The following is a 17,414-nucleotide window of genomic DNA, read 5'->3' on the forward strand; positions in this document are numbered from 1 at the left end:
AACACGGAACCGGCCCCGTCGAAGACGACGGAGCCGGTCACGTTCAGCAAGTGGCCAGGCCAGGCAGCCAGACCAGGCGGGCCCCACGAGGCAGGCAGGCCCCAGGCCCAGCCCCTCCCCTACACGCGGGCGCGGATCTCGCGGGCGAGTTCGCGGCGCTTGGCCTGCTCGACGGGGTCGGGCACGGGCAGCGAAGCAATGAGCTTGCGGGTGTAGTCGTGCTGCGGGCTGCGGAGCACCTGCGCGCCGGTGCCCTCTTCGAGCAGGCGGCCGTGGAAGAGCACGCCGATGCGGTCGGAGAGCATGTCGACGACGGCGAGGTCGTGACTGATGAACAGCGCGGCGTAGTGGAACCGCTCCTGCAGCTCGGCGAAGAGCTCGAGCACGCGCGCCTGGACGGACACGTCGAGGGCGCTGGTGGGCTCGTCGGCGATGAGCAGCTCGGGGTTGAGCGCGATGCCGCGGGCAAGCGAGGCGCGCTGGCGCTGACCGCCGGAGAGCTCGTGCGGGTAGCGCTGGGCGTAGGCCTCGGGTAGCTGAACGGCTTCGAGCAGCTCGCGGGTGCGCAGACGGCGGTCGTGAGCGGACATGTCCGGCTGATGCACGGCGATCGGCTCAGCGACGCACTCGCCGATGCTCAGGTGCGGGTTGAAGGACGCCGCCGGGTCCTGGAAGACGAATCCGATCCGCTTGCGCAGCGGCTTGAACTTCCGCTCCTTGAACCCGACCATCTCATGGCCGAACACGGTGAGCGAGCCGCCGGTAGCCTTCGTCAGTCCGGCGATCGCGCGCCCGATGGTTGTCTTGCCGGAGCCGGACTCGCCGACCATGCCGAACACCTCACCGGGCCGGATCTCGAAGCTGACCCCGTCGACGGCGGTGAAGTCGGGCTTGCCGATCCCGCCGGGGTAGACGATCTCCAGGTCCTTGGCCACGACGATCGGCGCGGCCTCCGGGCGGGTGCGCCCCGCCTCGGTGCCGGTGGCCGCCCCCGGGGCGGCCGCCCCAGCAGACCCCGCTCCCGAGGAGCCGGTCGCCTCACCAGCCCCAGTCCCGGCTTCCAGCCCGCCGGCCTCGCGCTCGGACACCGAGGTCAGGCGCGGCACGGCGGCGAGCAGGCTGCGGGTGTACTCTTCGCGCGGCTCGGCGAAGAGCGTCTGCACATCGGCGGTCTCGACGAGGTCGCCGCGGTACATAACGGCGACCCGGTCGGCGAGGTCGGCGACAACGCCCATGTTGTGGGTGATGAGCACGATCGCGGTGTCCATCTCATCGCGCAGGTCGCGCAGCAGGTCGAGGATCTCGGCCTGCACGGTGACGTCGAGGGCGGTGGTGGGCTCGTCGGCGATGATGAGCTTCGCTCCGAGCGCGAGCGCCATCGCGATGACGATGCGCTGCTTCTGCCCGCCGGAGAACTGGTGCGGGTAGTAGTCGTAGCGCTCAGACGCGTTGGGGATGCCGACCTTCTCCATCGCCTCAACGACGCGGGCGCGCAGCTCTTTGCGGCTCATCTTGGGATTGTGCACGCGCAGGCCCTCGGCGATCTGCCAGCCGACGGTGAACACCGGGTTGAGGGCGGTCGAGGGCTCCTGAAACACCATCGAGGCGGATCTGCCGCGCAGTTCGCGCAGCTGTTCGCGGCTGGCGGTCACGACGTTGTCGCCGGAGACGATGATCGCCCCGCCGACGGTCGCGGTCTCGGGCAGCAGGCGCAGGATCGACTTGGCGGTCACGGTCTTGCCGGAGCCGGATTCGCCGACGATCGCGAGCACTTCGCCGGGCGCGACGGCAAGCGAGAGGTCGTTGACGGCGTGCACGTCGCCGCCGTCGGTGGCGAAGGTGATGTCAAGGTCCTCGATGCGCAGCAGCGGCTCGCGCCCCGCGCCCGAGGCGGTGCTCGCCTGTCCTGTCCCCGTCCCCGAGGCGGTACTCGCCTGTCCTGTCCCCGTGCCCGAGGCGGTGGTCGTCTTGCGGGTCTCGTCTGTCATGCGTTCTCCACCTTCTTCGCGCGGGCCTTCTTCCTGCGCACGCGCAGCCGGGGGTCGTTGAGGTCGTTGATGGACTCGCCGACGAGCGTGATGCCCAGCACCGTCATGACGATGGCGATGCCGGGGAACACGGAGGTCCACCAGATGCCGGAGGTGACGTCGGCCAGTGCTTTGTTCAGGTCGTATCCCCACTCGGAGGCCGAGGTCGGCTCGATGCCGAAGCCGAGGAAGCCGAGGGCTGCCAGGGTGAGGATCGCCTCGGAGGCGTTGAGCGTGAAGATGAGCGGCAGGTTGCGGGTGGCGTTGCGGTAGATGTGGCGGGCCACGATCCGCGTCTTCGACACGCCGATGACCTGGGCGGCCTCGACGAAGGGCTCGGCCTTCAGCCGCACAGTCTCGGCGCGCACCACCCGGAAGTACTGCGGGATGAATACGACGGTGATCGAGATCGCTGCGGCGAGCACACCGCCGATGACGTCGGACTGCCCGCCGGAGATGACGATCGTCATGACGATCGCCAGCAGCAGGGTCGGGAAGGCGTAGATGGCATCGGCGACGACGACGAGGATCCTATCGAGCCAGCCGCCGATGTAACCGGAGATGAGCCCGAGGATGACGCCGAGGAAGATCGACATGAGCACGGCGACGACGATGACGAACACGGCCGTGCGCGCGCCCCAGATGACGCGGGAGAGCACGTCGAATCCGCCGACGGTGGTGCCCCATGGGTGCTTGGAGCTCGGCGGCTGCTGGGCGCCGAAGCGCCCGGCCTCGTCGGCGAGCTGGTTGAACCCATAGGGGGCCAGCAGCGGGGCGAGCAGGGCGGTCAGCAGCACGATCGCGCACATGACGAGGCCTGCGATGAGCATGCCGCGCTGCAGCCCGACGGACTGCTTGAGGTGGCTGATGACCGGCACCCGCGAGGTCCAGTGCCGCTGTGAGCCGCCGGCGGTCTGGCCGGTCTCCGCGCCCGAGGCGCCGGCTGCGGGGGCACCGGTGGCGGCGTGTGCGCTGCCGGTGCTGTCGTTCTTGCGATCGGTTGGCTGGGTCATCAGTACCTCACTCGCGGGTCGATGAGGGCGGCGATGATGTCGACGATGAAGTTCGTCACCGCGACGATGACGGCGAGCATCACGACGATGCCCTGCACGGCGACGAAGTCACGGGCTGTGAGATAGTGGGCGAGCTGGAAGCCCAGTCCCTTCCATTCGAACGTCGTCTCCGTGAGCACCGCACCGGCGAGCATGAGCGCGATCTGCATGCCCATGACGGTGATGATCGGGATGAGGGCCGGCCGGTAGGCGTGGCGGGTCACGAGCCGGAACTCGGATACGCCTCGGGAGCGGCCGGATTCGATGTACTGCTGGCCGAGTGTGCCGATGAGGTTGGTGCGCACGAGGCGGAGGAAGGTGCCGCCGGTGAGCAGGCCGAGTGCGATCGCCGGCAGCACGGCGTGGCTCATGACGTCGGTGAAGGCGGCCATGTCGCCGATCCGCAGCGCGTCGATGAAGTAGATGCGGGTGGGTGCGACCACGCCGCCCATGACAAGTTCGGTCGAGGAGCTAGCACGGCCGGCGATCGGCAGGATCGGGAAGAGCACGCCGAAGATGAGCTTGAGGATGAGGCCGGCGAAGAACACCGGGGTGGCGTAGCCGAGGATCGCGAGCACGCGCAGGGTGGCGTCGGGCCAGGTGTCGCGGAAGCGGGCGGCGATCATGCCCAGCGGGATGCCGAGCAGCAGTGCGACGATGAGCGCGAAGAACACGAGCTCCAGCGTCGCCGCCCCGTAGGTCATGAGGATCGAGGTGACCGGGCGGTTGTCCGACAGGGTGGTGCCGAAGTCGCCGCGCAGCATGTTTCCGAGGTATTCGAAGTACTGCACGAGGATCGGCCGGTCGTAACCGGCGGCGGCGACGCGCTCGGCCAGCTGCGCTTGGGTCAGGCGCCCGCCGAGGGCGGCGGTGATCGGGTCGCCGGTGATGCGCATGAGGAAGAAGACGAGGGTGGTGAGGATCCACACGGTCGGGATGATGAGCAGGAACCGGATGAGGATGTATCTCCCCAGGCCGGATCCGGAGCTGCGTTTGGCCGTCTTCGCCGCTGGATCCTCAGCGAGATCGGGCACCTGGACGCTTGCGGTCATGGGTTCACATTTCGTGGGTTGGAATCGGGGTGGTTCTGGTCTCCGCCGCCGAGGCGTCTCTCGCCTCCCGGCAGACCGGAGCCGAGGCGGGGGTCTGGTGGGATCCCCGCCTCGGCTGCGGTGCGCGGTTCAGTCGGGCGTCACTTCTCCAGCAGCGCCAGGCGGAACTGGAACGACGGGTCGAGGGTGTCGTCGACGCCCTTGACGTCCTTACCGGCAACGGCGATCTGGTTGCCCTGCAGCAGCGGCAGAGTCGGCAGCTCTTCGCCGACGATGTCCTGCGCCTTGCCGAGCTCCTCAGCGCGCTTGCCCTCGTCGGCCTCGGAGCCCTGCTCCTTGAGCAGCGTGTTGAGCTCGTCGTTGGTGTAGTGGTTGGCGAGGAACGACGGGTTCTCCTCGGTGTTGTAGAAGAACGGCACGAGGTAGTTGTCGCCGTCGGCGTAGTCGGGGAACCAGCCGAGCTGGTACAGCGGGTAGACGTCGGCGGTGCGGTCCTCGGCGTACTTGACCCATTCGGTGGACTGCAGGTCGACGGTGAACAGGTCAGTCGACTCCAGCTGGTCCTTGATGAGCGCGTACTCGTCACCAGACGACGGGCCGTAGTGGTCGGGGTTGTACTGCAGCTTCAGCTCGACCGGGGTCTCAACACCGGCGTCCTCGAGGCGCTTCTTTGCCTTCTCAACATCGGCGCCGCCGTTGCCGTCGCCGTACATCTCCTTGAGCGATTCCTTCGCCGCCGGCAGTTCGGTGGGCATGTGCGAGTACAGCGGGGTGTAGGTGCCCTTGTAGACCTGGTCGGCCACGGCCTCACGGTCGATCGAGTCGGCCATCGCCTGGCGGACGGCCAGTGCCTTGTCCTCGTCGGCCTCATCGGTCTTGGCACCATAGGGCATGGTGTCGAGGTTGAAGACGATGTAGCGGATCTCACCGCCGGGGCCCTGGTGGACCTCGACGCTGTCGCTGCCTTCGAGGTCTTCGATGTCGGTGGCCGACAGCGAGCGCCAGGCCACGTCGATCTGGCCCTTCTCGACGTCGAGCTTCATGTTGTTGGCGTCCGAGTAGTACTTCATCTGGACGTTGCCGGTCTTCGCCTCGCCGAGCGAGCCCTGGTATTCGGGGTTGGCTTCGTAGGCGACGAGCTCGTTGAACTGGTACGAGCCGATCTTGTACGGCCCGCCGAAGGCGTCGCCGGAGACGATGTCGTCGTCGGAGGTGATCTCGTCGGCGGAGAAAGTGTCCTCATCGACGATCGGGCCGGCCGGCCCGGCAAGCACCTGCGAGAAGAGCTGATCATTCTCCTTGTTCAGCTTGAACTGGACCGTCAGGTCATCCGGGGTCTCAACCGATTCGAGGCTGCCGAGCAGCGAGGACGGGCCGTTGGGATCGGCGATGCCCAGCTGGCGGTCGAAGGAGAACTTCACATCCGAGGACGTCAGCTCGTTGCCGTTGGAGAACGTCAGGCCCTCCTTGAGCTTGACCTCGAAGGTCTTCGGATCAGTGAAATCGGCCGATTCGGCGATGTCGTTCTCGATCTCGGCGGTGCCGGGCTTGTAGCTCAGCAGGAAGGGGAACACCTGCTTCATGACGAAGAAGGAGCCGTTGTCGTAGGAGCCGGCCGGGTCGAGGACGGTGACCTTGTCGGTGGTGCCGATGGTGAGCGCATCACCGGACTCGTCTTCGCCACCGCCGCCGGTGGTCGAGGTGGAGCAGGCCGACAGCACCATCGCTGCCGCGCCGAGCGCTGCGCCGGTGGCCAGCAGCTTGCGTGATCGGAACATGGACGCGCCTTTCGTCATTCAGGAGTGGAGCAGACGTCATCCTAGTGCTGCAGTGTCACGAGGCGACGGCTTGTGCCATGTATATCCCAGATCGCAACCGAAGTGTGACCGTGGGCACGGGACTCCCCCGCACCTGCGGACATTCGTCTGCGCACTAGATACATACCAGGACGCGTGTCATGACGCCAGAGGGTCACGGTGACTCACAGTGAATTGACACACACCGCGGAGTGTGGCTGAATCAGTCCGTGTGATGCCGCGCACAGAGATCGTGCACGTGCTGCTCCCCCTCCCTCTCACATCCGGGATCGGAGGATCCCGCTGCCTTACCCGAGGCGGTGGCTGGGCTGATTTCCTAAGGAGTCCTTTCATGTCAGACATCATCAGTCTGCTCAACGACCTCGTCTGGTCACCGGTGCTCGTGTACCTGTGCCTGGGCGTCGGCGTGTTCTTCACGATCCGCACAAAGGCGATCCAGATCCGCCGGATCGGCGACATCTTCGTCTACATGTTCACCGGAAAGGGCTCCGCCTCAGGAGTCTCGTCCTTCCAGTCCCTGGCGGTCTCGCTGTCCGGCCGTGTGGGCACCGGCAACATCGCCGGCGTCGCCACCGCGATCGCGCTCGGCGGGCCGGGTGCGGTGTTCTGGATGTGGGCGGTCGCCCTGCTCGGCGCGTCCACCTCGTTCGTCGAATCGACGCTCGGCCAGATCTACAAGGAGCGCGACCGCGACACCGGCGAGTACCGCGGCGGCCCGGCCTACTACCTGGCGAAGGCGTACGCGCACACGAAGGCCAAAGGCCTGTTCGAGCTCTACGGCGCAGTCTTCGCCTGTGTTGCGATCTTTGCGATGAGCTCGCTGCTGCCCGGCGTGCAGGCCAACGGCATCTCCTCGGCGATGGCCAACGCGTGGGGCCTGGAGCCGTGGATCCCGGCTGTGGGCATCGTCATCGTGCTCGGGTTCATCATCATCGGCGGCATCAAGCGCATCGCGAACTTCGCCTCGATCGTCGTGCCGTTCATGGCTGTCATCTACATCATCGGCGCGCTCGTCGTCGTCATCATCAACGCCGGCGCCATCCCTGAGGTCATCTCGCTCATCTTCTCCTCGGCCTTCGGCGTCAATGCCGCCTTCGGTGCCGTCATCGGCGAGGCTGTGGCCTGGGGCGTCAAGCGCGGCATCTACTCCAATGAGGCCGGTCAGGGCACCGGTCCGCACGCCGCTGCCGCCTCCGAGGTCTCCCACCCCGCCAAGCAGGGCCTGGTGCAGGCCGGGGCGGTCTACATCGACACGCTGCTGGTGTGCTCGGCCACGGCGTTCATGATCCTCTCGACCGGCATGTACCGCGTGTATGAGGGTGAGGACGGCGGCCCGCTCGTCGGCGAGGGCGGACGTCTGCCCGAGGGCGTCGAGGCCGGCCCGGGCTATGTGCAGAACAGCTTCGACACGATCGTGCCGGGCCTGGGCGCGAGCTTCATCGCGATCTCGCTGGCGTTCTTCGCCTTCACCACGATCGTGGCCTACTACTACATGGCCGAGACGAACCTCTCCTACCTGCTGCGCAACTCGCGCAACACGCTGCTGCGCAGCGTCCTCATGCGCCTGCTGCAGCTGGCGATCCTCGTGGCCGTCGTCATCGGCGCTGTGGGCGGTGCCGGCGATGCCTGGACGCTCGGCGACATCGGTGTGGGCCTCATGGCATGGCTCAACATCATCGGCATCCTCATCATCCAGGGCCCGGCGTTCAAGATCCTCAAGGACTTCGAGGCCCAGCGCAAGGCCGGCAAAGATCCGGTCTACATCCCGGAGACGTGCCCGATCCCGGGCGCCGAGCACTGGGAGTCGGGCCTGCACATCGAGGCCCACGAGGAGGCCACCGGCCAGAAGATCGACCGGCGCACCGGCGATCTCCTCGACCTCCCGCGCCCCTGAGCGGCCGATGACCTGACTCGCAGGCCGCCTGAGCAGCCGAAGCTCACCTGACCGGCGTCCCACCCCTTCACGCGGCCCCGGCGGATGGATCTCCCATCCGCCGGGGCCGTTGCATGCGCGCTGTCGGCTCACCGCCGGCAGCGATTGCCTGACCATGCGTTCTCACAATCTGAATCAGACCCTTGACACAGACGGCCGCCCTCGCGAAAATTATGCAAACGTTTGCACATGTGTATCGAGGCACTGCAGGAGGGCGGAATTGTGAGCAAGGTTGTCGTCGGAGTCGCTCAGGTGGGCGGAATCCAGCCGGAGGAATCGCGTGAGCAGGTGGTCGCACGCCTCATTGCGCTGGTGGAGACTGCCGCTGCGCGCGGCTGCACACTCGTGGTGTTCCCGGAGCTGACGCTCACGACGTTCTTCCCGCGCTACTGGGTCGATGACCTCAGCGCCGTCGACACCCATTTTGAGCGGTCGATGCCCAATCCGCAGGTGCAGCCGCTGTTCGACCGGGCCGCTGAGCTCGGGATCGCCTTTGTGCTCGGCTATGCGGAGCTGACTCCGGAAGGGCAGCACTTCAACACGGCGATCGCCGTCGACACCGATGGCACGATCGCCGGCACCTACCGCAAGGTCCACCTGCCCGGGCATGCCGATGACCGCGGCATCGCCCAGCAGCACCTGGAGAAGCGCTATTTCGAGATCGGCGATCAGGGCTTCCCGGTGTTCACCATCGCCGGTGTTCGGGTGGGCCTGGCGATCTGCAATGACCGGCGTTGGGCGGAGACCTACCGAATCCTCGCGCTCAACGGCGCCGACCTCGTCGCAATCGGCTACAACACCCCGTTCACCTCGGTCCCGGGTATGGATCCGGAGGCGCACCGGGCGATGGACGAGCATCTGCTGTCGGTGCGCGCCGGCGCCTACCAGAACGCCGTCTGGGTGCTGGCGGCCGGCAAGTCCGGCGTCGAGGACGGCCACCGGCTCATCGGCGGGTCCTGTGTCGTCTCCCCCACCGGCGATGTCGTCGCCCTGGCGGTCGGTGAGGGCGATGAGCTCGTCGTCGCCGAATACGACTCTGCAACCGCTGAGCCCTACCGCCGAGAGCTGTTCAACTTCGGCAAGCACCGCAAGCCCGGGCACTACCGGCTCATCGCCGAACAGACCGACCGCGCCGGCGCTGCCGGCCAGCAGTCTGAGGTGATCGCGTGACCAGCAGGATCACCGCACTGACCGGCGGCACCATCATCGACGGCACCGGCGCCCCGGCCCGACCGGGCACCGTCCTCATCGCTGACGGTGCCATCACCGATGTCGTCGAGCCGGCGGCGTCTCTGGCTGCCGATATCGAGACTGTCGACTGCTCCGGGCTCGTCATCGCCCCGGGCTTCATCGACACCCATTCGCATGCGGACAACGCCCCGCTCCTTGCCGAGGACGATGTCTCCAAGATCGAGCAGGGCGTGACGACGGAGGTGACGGGCAACTGCGGCTTCAGCCTCGCCCCGGTCGACCCGTTCAACGAGGAGGCCGCGCACACGCTGCTGGCCCGGATCTTCCCGCCGATGGACGTCTCCTGGAGCCGCGTCGATGAGCTCTTCGCAGCACTCGTGGACCGCCGGCTCATCACCCACCATGCCCCGCTCGTGGGGCACAACGTGCTGCGGATCGCGGCGATGGGAGCCGACGGCCGCACCGCGGAGCCGGATGAGGTCGCTGCGATGGTGCGGGAGCTGGAGAAAGCCCTGGAAGCCGGGGCCTTCGGGCTCTCCAGTGGTCTCATCTACCCGCCGGGGCTGTTCTCCGATCCGTCAGAGCTCCGCGCCCTGACCGCGCTGCTGGGCGCTGAGCGCGTTTACGCCACGCATATGCGCAATGAGTCGAGCCGGGTCTTCGAGAGCATCGCGGAATCATTGGCCGCCGTGAGCGAGCGCTGCCGCCTGCACGTCTCCCACGTCAAGATCGCCGATCCGCAGCAGTGGGGTCGGATGGATGATTACATGGCTGCGCTCGACCAGGCGCGGGAGAACGGGCAGGACGTCTACCAGGACGCATACCCGTACAGCGCTGGCAGCACGATGCTGACGGCGACGCTGCCGCCGTGGTTCCACGACGGCGGGGAGCCGGCGGTGCTCAGCCGCCTGGAGTCAGCCGAGGCGCTCGAACGGGCTCTGCACGACATGGAGAACGACCGCTCCTACGAGAACATGGTGATCGGCGGCTGGGACAAGATCGTCATCTCCAGCACGCGTTCACACCGCTATGAGGGCGCCTCGCTCACTGAGCTGGCTCACAGGCTGGGTGTCACGCCGTTCGAAGCGCTCGTGCGGGTGCTGCGCGAGGAGCAGCTCAAGGCCACGATGGTCGTGCACTTCATGCATGAGGACGATGTCCGCACCGCGCTGCGGCATCCGCTCACGGCGATCGGCTCCGACGGTCTGCCACCAGGCACCGGCGGCAGGCCGCATCCGCGGACCTTCGGGACCTTCCCACGGGTGCTCGGCCACTATGCGCGCGATGAAGGGATCATGTCCCTGGAGGATGCGGTGCGGCGGATGACGCAGCTGCCGGCGCAGATCTTCGGACTCACCGACCGCGGCGTCATCCGGCGCGGGGCGGCAGCCGATCTCGTCACCTTCGACCCGGCGGCGATCATCGACACGGCCACCTACGCGGAGCCGACCAACCGGCCGCGCGGCATCGACCGTGTGTTCCAGGAAGGCCGCCTCGTCGTCGAGGGCGGCCTGTGGCAGGGTCAGCGGCACGGCCGCCGGCTGACGGCGGCATGAGCGGCCGGCCCGTGCCCGGGGTCGCCACCCCGGCGCTCGTCGTCGACACCGCTGTCCTCGACCGGAACATCGCGGCCACCCACCGTTTCCTCACCCAATCCGGGGTGCGCATCCGCCCGCACGTCAAGACGCACAAATCGCTGGAGATCGCCGGCCGGCAGCTGGCCGCCGGCGCCAGCGGGCTGACGGTTGCCACGATCGGCGAGGCCGAGGTGTTCGCGCAGGTCTGCGATGACCTGTTCGTCGCCTATCCGCTGTGGCCGGATGCTACGCAGTTCGCAGTCCTCAACGCTCTGGCCTCCCGTGTCCGGTTGACTGTCGGCGCGGATTCGGCTGAGGGGATCGCGCATCTGGCCGCAGCACTCGACCCAGCCGTTGAGCTCATGATCGAGATCGACTCCGGCCATCACCGCACCGGCTGCGCCCCAGAGGATGCCGGGGCACTCGCCGCTGCCGCCGGCCGGCTCGGCCTGCGGGTCCGCGGAGTGTTCACGTTCCCCGGCCACAGCTACGGCCCGGGCACCACAGCGAGCGCAGCCGCGGACGAGTCCGCTGCACTCACTGCCGCTGCGGCCTCGATCCGCACCGCCACCGGTCAGGACGAGCTCGAACTCAGCGGCGGGTCGACGCCCTCGCACCGCTCGACGGCAGCCGGCGTCATCACCGAGGCGCGCCCGGGCGTCTATGTCTTCAACGACGCCCAGCAGTGGGAGCTCGGCACCGCCGATCCCAATGCCATCTCGCTGACCGCCTATGCCCGGGTGGTGAGCACCCGACCCGGGCATTTCGTCCTTGATGCCGGCAGCAAAGTGCTCGGCGCGGATCGGGCGCCCTATGCCAGCGGTTATGGGCGGCTGCTCGACCTGCCGGAGGCGCGGATCATCCAGCTGAGCGAACACCATGCGGTGGTCGCCTCCGATGCCCCGGTCGAGGTCGGCAGCACCGTCCGGGTGGTGCCCAATCATGTGTGCACTGCCGTCAATCTCGTCAGCGAGCTCGTTCCCGTCCTCGGGACACACGCCCATTCCCCGTGGCCAGTCGATGCCCGGGGCCGGAACAGGTGACAGAAAGGAAAACGACGATGTCCAGTCAAACTGAACACGCGTCTGCACGGACGACGGAGTTCGAGGAGGATCCCCGGTACCGGATCGCAGGGCGCGAAGCGCTGCTCTGCTTCGGGTACTGGGCGGTCTTCACAGTCGGAGCCGTCATCATCGCATGGCTGCTCGGCCACCGGGATCCTTCTCAGATCAGCTTCATCATGGGCTTCCCCGACTGGTTCTTCTGGTCGGCGCTCGCATTCGTCGCCGTCATGGCGATCCCGGTGCCGTATCTGATCGTCAAGCTCGGCTTCACCGATATGGATCTTGAGCCGGAGCCGCAGCCAGGCTCTCCGGGTGCTGGGGAGGTGCAGCGATGAGGTGGGATGTCGCTCTTCCGATCATGCTGATGTTCGCCACCATGATCCCGCTGGCCTATGTGGCGATCCGGCGCAGCCGCAAGCATGACAACAAGACCTCCAGCTACTATCTGGGCGGCCGCACGCTCGGCCCGTGGGTCCTCATCTTCACCGTGCTGGCATCTGCTGCCAGCGCCGGCACCTTCATCGGCACCGCCGGCCTGACCTATGCGCAGGGCTACGGCTGGGTCTGGGGTGCGATGATGCAGGTCCCCTCAGCGGTCCTGGCGCTGGGCCTAGTCGGCAAGAAGTATGCGATCGTGGCCCGCAAGCTCAATCTCATCACCTTCACTGACTTCTTCAAGGAGCGCTACGAGAGCCGCGGCGTCACGTTCCTCACCTCGATCTGCATGGTGATCTTCCTCGTCGCCTATATGGTCGCCCAGTTCGTCGGCGGCGCCCGGGTGCTCGAATCGATCACCGGGATCAACTACTTCGTGCTCGTCATCATCTTCGCCGGAGTCGTAGCGCTGTACACGGCGTTCGGCGGCTTCCTCGCTGCCGCCTTCACCGATGCCGCACAGGGCGTCATCATGCTGCTCGGTGGTGTGGCGCTGTGGATCGTCGTCCTCACCGCCGTCGGCGGCGTATCCGAAGTCGAAGCGGGAACCAAGGCCCTCGACGGCCAGCTCTACGTGCTGCCCGGTGACAGCGGCTTCGATCTGCCGATGATGATCTCCTATGCGGTGATGTTCGGCCTGCTGCTGGCGGCGCTGCCGCACGTGTCCGTGCGGGCGATGTCGTACCGCAACTCCGCGGCGCTGCACAAGGCACTGTGGGTGGGGCCGGCGATCATGGCGGTGTTCACGCTCGGATTCGGTGCGATGGGTCTCATCGGCCGGGTGCTGTACCCGGAGGCGGAGCTGGCCGATATGGTCCTGCCGACGCTCATCATCGACCACCTGCCAGGCCCGCTGGCCGGCGCGGTCCTCGCTGCCCCGCTGGCTGCGGTCATGTCGACGGTCGACTCGATGATCCTGGTGGTCTCCGCGGCCCTCGTTCGCGACCTCTACCGCGGCTTCATCAAGCCGGACATGTCAGATGCCGCCCAGTCGAAGGCCGGCACCTGGACCAGTCTGGCGATCGGCGTCGTCGTTCTCGTCCTGGCGCTGAATCCGCCGGACTTCCTGCAGCACATCATCAACTTCGCCATCGGCGGTCTCGAGGCGGGCCTGTTCGTGCCGCTCATCCTCGGCCTGTACTGGAAGCGCGGCAACGCCCTGGGAGCGATCCTCTCGCTGCTCGGCGGCATGCTGTACTACCTGCTGGCAGCTAACTTCATCCCGGCGCTGAGCCTGGGGATGATGCCAGTGCTCATGGCGACGGTGTTCTCACTGGTGCTCTATGTGCTCGCAGCGTTCATCGGCCCACGGCCCTCGCATCGGGTCATCGTCAAGTTCTGGGGCACCCAGAAGGCGATCGAAGCGATGCGCGCGGAGACCCAGCCGGCTGTCCGCGGCTGAGCGCGGCAGGCGGCACGGTGGACGCGTGCGCGGTGCACGCCAGCGCGTGCGCCGTGCAGACCAGCGCGTGCGCGGCGCAGAGCAGCGCATGTGCGGCGCCGGCCGGCGGTGAGATCATGGCAGCATGACCAGCTCATCCCGCCCCACCCTGGTGACGATCGCCGAGCACCTGGGTGTGCACTACTCCACCGTGTCGCGTGCTCTCAGCCCTGACCCCGCGGTGCGCAGGACGGTGTCCGATGCGACGGTCGAGCGTGTCGAGCGAGCAGCCAGCGAGCTCGGCTACGTGTCGAATCGGATCGGCGCTTCCCTGCGCACCGGCAGGTCGCATGCCCTCGGAGTGCTCGTCCCCCGCACCTCGGAGTGGGTGGTCGGCACAGTGTACGAGGGCATCGATGCGACGGCTTCGGAGCTCGGCTATGTCACCTTCGTCGCCAACACCTTCGACGATGAGGGCACCCGCCAGGCCCGCATCCGGCGGCTCTCGCAGTGGGGGGTGGATGCGATCCTGTATTCCGATTCCCGGCTGGATGCCGAGGACCTCGACCCGGTCGGCGGTGTTCCGTGCTGGCCGATCATCCGGCGCGGGCGCGAGGATCACAGCTTCCGCGTCGACGATGCTGCCGGTGGCCGGCTCGTCGCCGGCCACCTCATCGACAGCGGGTACCGGGATGCGGCGGTCATCTGCGGGCCCAAGGACATGAGCACCTTCCGGGACCGTGCGACCGGGTTCGTCAACGAGTACGTCCGCCTCGGCGGGCGGGTCGGCGCCGACCGCATCATCGAGTCGGATCTGACGATCGAGAGCGGCCGGCGCGAAGCCGGGCGTCTCTTCGACACCGACCGCCCGTCAGCGATCTTCGCCCTGCACGACCCGCTGGCACTCGGCGTCTACGTCGCAGCCGCCGAACGGGGCCTGCGGATCGGCACAGATGTGGGCGTGGTCGGCTACAACGATGTCGAGATGTCCGCGCAGCTGCCGGTCCCCATGACCTCGGTCAACTGGAAGTGCCGCGACCTGGGCGTCACCATCGCCCGCAATGCCATCGCCCGGCTGGAAGGCCGCCCTGAAACGGCGAAGCCTCCCTCGCCCGTTCTGGTTCCGCGCGCCTCCACCATGCCCGAGGCGCCGGCCACCTGACCGCGTCCCTCACCCGTGCACGAACTCGATCGTCGTCGCGGTGCTCGGAGCGATGTCGATGACCAGGCGTCCGTCCTCGGCGGTCTTCACACCGCTGCCGGAGTCTGCGAACTCGGCCAACTCCCGGTACCCGGTCTCGCTCTGCGCGGCATTCGAAGACGCATGGATCTGCGCGGCGCGCTCGGCGGTGAACCCCTCCGGGACACTCACGGTCACCTCGCGGCTGCCGTACTGGGCGGCGTCGGCGTTGTTGACGACGGTGACGATGTAAGAGCCCTCGGTGCGCACGGCGTAGGCGTAGGCGTCGCTGCCGGAAACAGCGACATCGTGGAAGGTTCCGCCTACACCGATTTCAGTCAGCCGCAGACCCTGGAAGTTCGGCTGGGTCAGCACCTCACCGTCGCCGTCCTCTCCCGTGCCTTCTGCTGAGCAGACCACCGACATCGGTGCTCCGCCCTTGCAGGCGCCGAGCATCGAGTGCATGTTCATCCGCTCGACACCCATCTCGGCAGCATGCAGCACATAGTCGACGGTCCACAGCGCCGAGGCGTGGGTGCGGGAGGTGTCGTTGGTTCCCGGGCAGCTGGTCGGCCCGGTCTCCTCGACCCATAGGGGGATGTCGGCGGCCGTTGCCTTGTCCAGCCCGATCGACAGGAGGCGTTCGGCGCTGTCGTGGGCCAGCGGGTTGACGAGGTTCTCCCATTCGGGCCCGCGCCCGGGGACCACGTCCGAGGTGCATTCGTAGGTGGCATACCAGTGCTGGCTCAAGGCGACGGTCTCGTCGAATCCGGCATCGAGGAACGCGGTCATCCATGAGCCTTCGGCCACGCCGGGGCCGACGAGGCTGACAGCGTCGCCGACGCGCTGTTCGATCGCGGTACGGTACGCCTCGACCTGTGTGAGGTAGGCGTCCTCATCCCATTCTGCGGTGTCGCGGATCTTGAGCCCCTCGCGGTGATCGGCGGTGAACCCGTTGGGTTCATTGCCGATCGACACCGCCAGCAGGTGGGATCCGAAGGCCTGCTGCGCATGAGCGACCATGTCGGCGCCGCGTACCGGATCGTAGTCACCCAGTGGGATGCCGAGAGTCACACTCGCGCCGACCTTTTCGACCGTACGCGCGACGCGGTTGAGATCCTCTGGAGCCACGGCGACTCTGCCAGCTGGCGGCTGTTCCCCCGATGAGGTCCAGAACATGCCGCGGTCGAGCTGGTTGCCTCCGAAACGCAGGCCGGGACTGCCGAGTTCGGCCAGCACGTCGTCGAGGTTCCCGGCGTCAGGGTCCCAGCGCGGATCAGCCAGGTCCGTGGCCTCGAAGGAGATGCCGATGTTGTCAGCTGACAGCGCGGTACTCGCGGGATCCGCGCTGACGTCCACATGCACTGGATCGGAACTGGGCGCATCAGAGCCGAGATCCTGCACAAAGGGCACAACCGAGTCCCCGGTCTCAGCCTGACCAGATGTTTCGTCTGAGCGGTCGCGCTCGTTCCCGATGGTGCAGCCGGTGACGAGGAACGTGATGGCAAGCGCTGAGGCTACTCCGGTTCTGCAGAATCGGGACTTAGGTGAGGTTGTCACAGGTGCTGCTGGTCGGCGTTTGCCGCATAGTCCTTCACGGTGTCGTCCTTGAAGGCCGTGCGCACGTCCTCGAGTTCATCTTCGTCGACCTTGACGTATGACTGGCCGTCGGATGATTGGCCGACACCTGTAATCGGAGCGGTGAAGAAGTCGATATCGTCGCTGCGGATATCGCGCATCGCCAGCGCGTACCGGGAGATCGCTGAGGAATGCAGTCCCGAGTCCAGGTACATATACGGCGAGAAGTCCCGGACCATGCCGGTGACCTTGTTCGGGTTGGACAAGGTGTCGGCGTCGACGATCTTGCCGAACAGGGAGGACATGAACTCCTGCTGGTTGCGGGCACGCTGTAAATCTCCGTCAGCGAACTGCTTGCGTGCCCGCACGAAAGCCAGCGCTGCTTCACCGTCGAGGTGGTTCGTCCCCTCCGTAAAGCTATGACCGCCGCTCGAGAATGCCTGCGAGGATTCGACATCGACGCCGCCCACCGAGTCGGTGAGCAGCTGGAAGCCCTCGAAGTCGATCATCGCCACGTGGTTGATCGGCGCCCCGATGAAGTCCTCAACAGTGCTGACCGCAAGCGGCAAGCCTCCATACGACAAGGCCGCGTTGATCTTCGCCTTGCCGTGGCCTTCGATATCGACCCAGGAGTCACGCGGGATCGACATGAACTGGATGCTCGAACGGTCCTCCGGGACGTGGGCGACCATGATGGTGTCAGAGCGGAGTCCGCGCGAGTTCGAGAAGTCCACCTGGTCCATGGGCTCGTCTGCGCCGAGCACGAGGACGTTCATCGCACCGCCGTCGACCGGCGGCGGTGTCTTGTCACCAAAGACCTGCTCGTCAGGGATAGTGTTCGAGTTCTTGTCAAAGGTCCGGCCGAGGTACCATGCGTATCCGCCAGCTCCCGCAACGAACAGGATGACGAGCGTCAGCGCGACTAGCAGTGCGAGCTTCGTGCGTGAACGTCTTTTGCGCCGAGGACGATGTTTGAGCTCGGATTCATCGACCTGCGGGTCAAATTCAGTAGACATGGACAGCTCCTTGAAGACTATGGGGATAGAGGATCGGACGTTCTTTCACAGAACCCACGGAATGATGAACCACTGACCAGTTCACCCGATCACGACCTTGAGCTCCGATGG

General features: G+C 66.8%; 13 protein-coding genes. 7 read left to right on the forward strand and 6 right to left on the reverse strand.

The genetic code is table 11. The annotated features are described in order from the left end of the window. Positions 1–119: 119 nt before the first annotated feature. The 4 genes from B4E96_RS05815 to B4E96_RS05830 form a co-directional block, all read right to left on the reverse strand. The gene (locus tag B4E96_RS05815) at positions 120–1,988 is read right to left on the reverse strand and encodes a dipeptide ABC transporter ATP-binding protein (protein WP_286956733.1); all 1,869 of its coding nucleotides are present in this window, start codon (positions 1,986–1,988) and stop codon (positions 120–122) included. Further along, positions 1,985–3,040, reverse strand: coding sequence for an ABC transporter permease (locus B4E96_RS05820; RefSeq protein ID WP_286956734.1), 1,056 nt, complete (start codon positions 3,038–3,040; stop codon positions 1,985–1,987). Before B4E96_RS05820 ends, B4E96_RS05815 begins: the two co-directional genes overlap by 4 nt. Further along, complete coding sequence (locus tag B4E96_RS05825; protein ID WP_170273626.1) at positions 3,040–4,131, reverse strand: ABC transporter permease; 1,092 nt, start codon at positions 4,129–4,131, stop codon at positions 3,040–3,042. Before B4E96_RS05825 ends, B4E96_RS05820 begins: the two co-directional genes overlap by 1 nt. A 140-nt stretch (positions 4,132–4,271) precedes the next feature. Beyond that, positions 4,272–5,909, reverse strand: a complete 1,638-nt coding sequence (locus tag B4E96_RS05830; protein WP_286956736.1) for an ABC transporter substrate-binding protein — start codon at positions 5,907–5,909, stop codon at positions 4,272–4,274. A gap of 370 nt (positions 5,910–6,279) precedes the next feature. Here B4E96_RS05830 and B4E96_RS05835 point away from each other — a divergent pair, with 370 nt between their 5' ends. The 7 genes from B4E96_RS05835 to B4E96_RS05865 all read left to right on the forward strand — a co-directional run bounded on the left by B4E96_RS05835 (position 6,280) and on the right by B4E96_RS05865 (position 14,691). After that, positions 6,280–7,842 carry an alanine/glycine:cation symporter family protein gene (locus tag B4E96_RS05835; RefSeq protein ID WP_286956737.1) on the forward strand — a complete coding sequence of 521 codons (1,563 nt, stop codon included), beginning with the start codon at positions 6,280–6,282 and terminating at the stop codon, positions 7,840–7,842. Positions 7,843–8,103: 261 nt separating this feature from the next. Further along, complete coding sequence (locus tag B4E96_RS05840) at positions 8,104–9,051, forward strand: nitrilase-related carbon-nitrogen hydrolase (protein WP_286956738.1); 948 nt, start codon at positions 8,104–8,106, stop codon at positions 9,049–9,051. Continuing rightward, positions 9,048–10,628 (forward strand): N-acyl-D-amino-acid deacylase family protein, encoded by a 1,581-nt coding sequence (locus B4E96_RS05845; RefSeq protein ID WP_286956739.1) that lies wholly within the window; start codon positions 9,048–9,050, stop codon positions 10,626–10,628. The genes B4E96_RS05840 and B4E96_RS05845 overlap by 4 nt, the downstream gene beginning before the upstream one ends. Continuing rightward, positions 10,625–11,692 (forward strand): alanine racemase, encoded by a 1,068-nt coding sequence (locus tag B4E96_RS05850; protein WP_286956740.1) that lies wholly within the window; start codon positions 10,625–10,627, stop codon positions 11,690–11,692. The genes B4E96_RS05845 and B4E96_RS05850 overlap by 4 nt, the downstream gene beginning before the upstream one ends. A gap of 17 nt (positions 11,693–11,709) precedes the next feature. Beyond that, entirely contained in the window at positions 11,710–12,048 is a 339-nt protein-coding gene (locus B4E96_RS05855; RefSeq protein WP_286956741.1) for a YhdT family protein, read from the forward strand. Continuing rightward, the gene (gene panF / locus B4E96_RS05860; RefSeq protein WP_286956742.1) at positions 12,045–13,550 is read left to right on the forward strand and encodes a sodium/pantothenate symporter; all 1,506 of its coding nucleotides are present in this window, start codon (positions 12,045–12,047) and stop codon (positions 13,548–13,550) included. Before B4E96_RS05855 ends, panF begins: the two co-directional genes overlap by 4 nt. A gap of 124 nt (positions 13,551–13,674) precedes the next feature. Then, positions 13,675–14,691: a LacI family DNA-binding transcriptional regulator gene (locus B4E96_RS05865; protein WP_286956743.1), complete on the forward strand. Its 1,017-nt coding sequence runs from the start codon at positions 13,675–13,677 to the stop codon at positions 14,689–14,691. Between the two features lie 9 nt (positions 14,692–14,700). Here B4E96_RS05865 and B4E96_RS05870 read toward each other — a convergent pair whose 3' ends face one another. Both B4E96_RS05870 and B4E96_RS05875 read right to left on the reverse strand, forming a co-directional pair. Next, on the reverse strand, positions 14,701–16,068 hold the full coding sequence (locus B4E96_RS05870; RefSeq protein ID WP_286956744.1) for a hypothetical protein: 1,368 nt from the start codon (positions 16,066–16,068) through the stop codon (positions 14,701–14,703). Between the two features lie 197 nt (positions 16,069–16,265). After that, a complete protein-coding gene (locus tag B4E96_RS05875; protein ID WP_286956745.1) occupies positions 16,266–17,303 on the reverse strand; it encodes an LCP family protein in 1,038 nt (345 codons plus the stop codon). Positions 17,304–17,414: the final 111 nt, after the last annotated feature.

Origin of the sequence: Brevibacterium sp. UBA7493, from assembly GCF_002479565.1 — a bacterium.
Taxonomy (GTDB): domain Bacteria; phylum Actinomycetota; class Actinomycetes; order Actinomycetales; family Brevibacteriaceae; genus Brevibacterium; species Brevibacterium luteolum.

Excerpts from the sequence above, each read along its gene's own strand:
- B4E96_RS05815 (WP_286956733.1), bottom strand. The coding sequence starts at position 1,988 with ATGACAGACGAGACCCGCAAGACGACCACCGCCTCGGGCACGGGGACA.
- B4E96_RS05820 (WP_286956734.1), bottom strand. The coding sequence starts at position 3,040 with ATGACCCAGCCAACCGATCGCAAGAACGACAGCACCGGCAGCGCACAC.
- B4E96_RS05825 (WP_170273626.1), bottom strand. The coding sequence starts at position 4,131 with ATGACCGCAAGCGTCCAGGTGCCCGATCTCGCTGAGGATCCAGCGGCG.
- B4E96_RS05830 (WP_286956736.1), bottom strand. The coding sequence starts at position 5,909 with ATGTTCCGATCACGCAAGCTGCTGGCCACCGGCGCAGCGCTCGGCGCG.
- B4E96_RS05835 (WP_286956737.1), top strand. The coding sequence starts at position 6,280 with ATGTCAGACATCATCAGTCTGCTCAACGACCTCGTCTGGTCACCGGTG.
- B4E96_RS05850 (WP_286956740.1), top strand. The coding sequence starts at position 10,625 with ATGAGCGGCCGGCCCGTGCCCGGGGTCGCCACCCCGGCGCTCGTCGTC.
- B4E96_RS05855 (WP_286956741.1), top strand. The coding sequence starts at position 11,710 with ATGTCCAGTCAAACTGAACACGCGTCTGCACGGACGACGGAGTTCGAG.
- panF (WP_286956742.1), top strand. The coding sequence starts at position 12,045 with ATGAGGTGGGATGTCGCTCTTCCGATCATGCTGATGTTCGCCACCATG.
- B4E96_RS05865 (WP_286956743.1), top strand. The coding sequence starts at position 13,675 with ATGACCAGCTCATCCCGCCCCACCCTGGTGACGATCGCCGAGCACCTG.
- B4E96_RS05875 (WP_286956745.1), bottom strand. The coding sequence starts at position 17,303 with ATGTCTACTGAATTTGACCCGCAGGTCGATGAATCCGAGCTCAAACAT.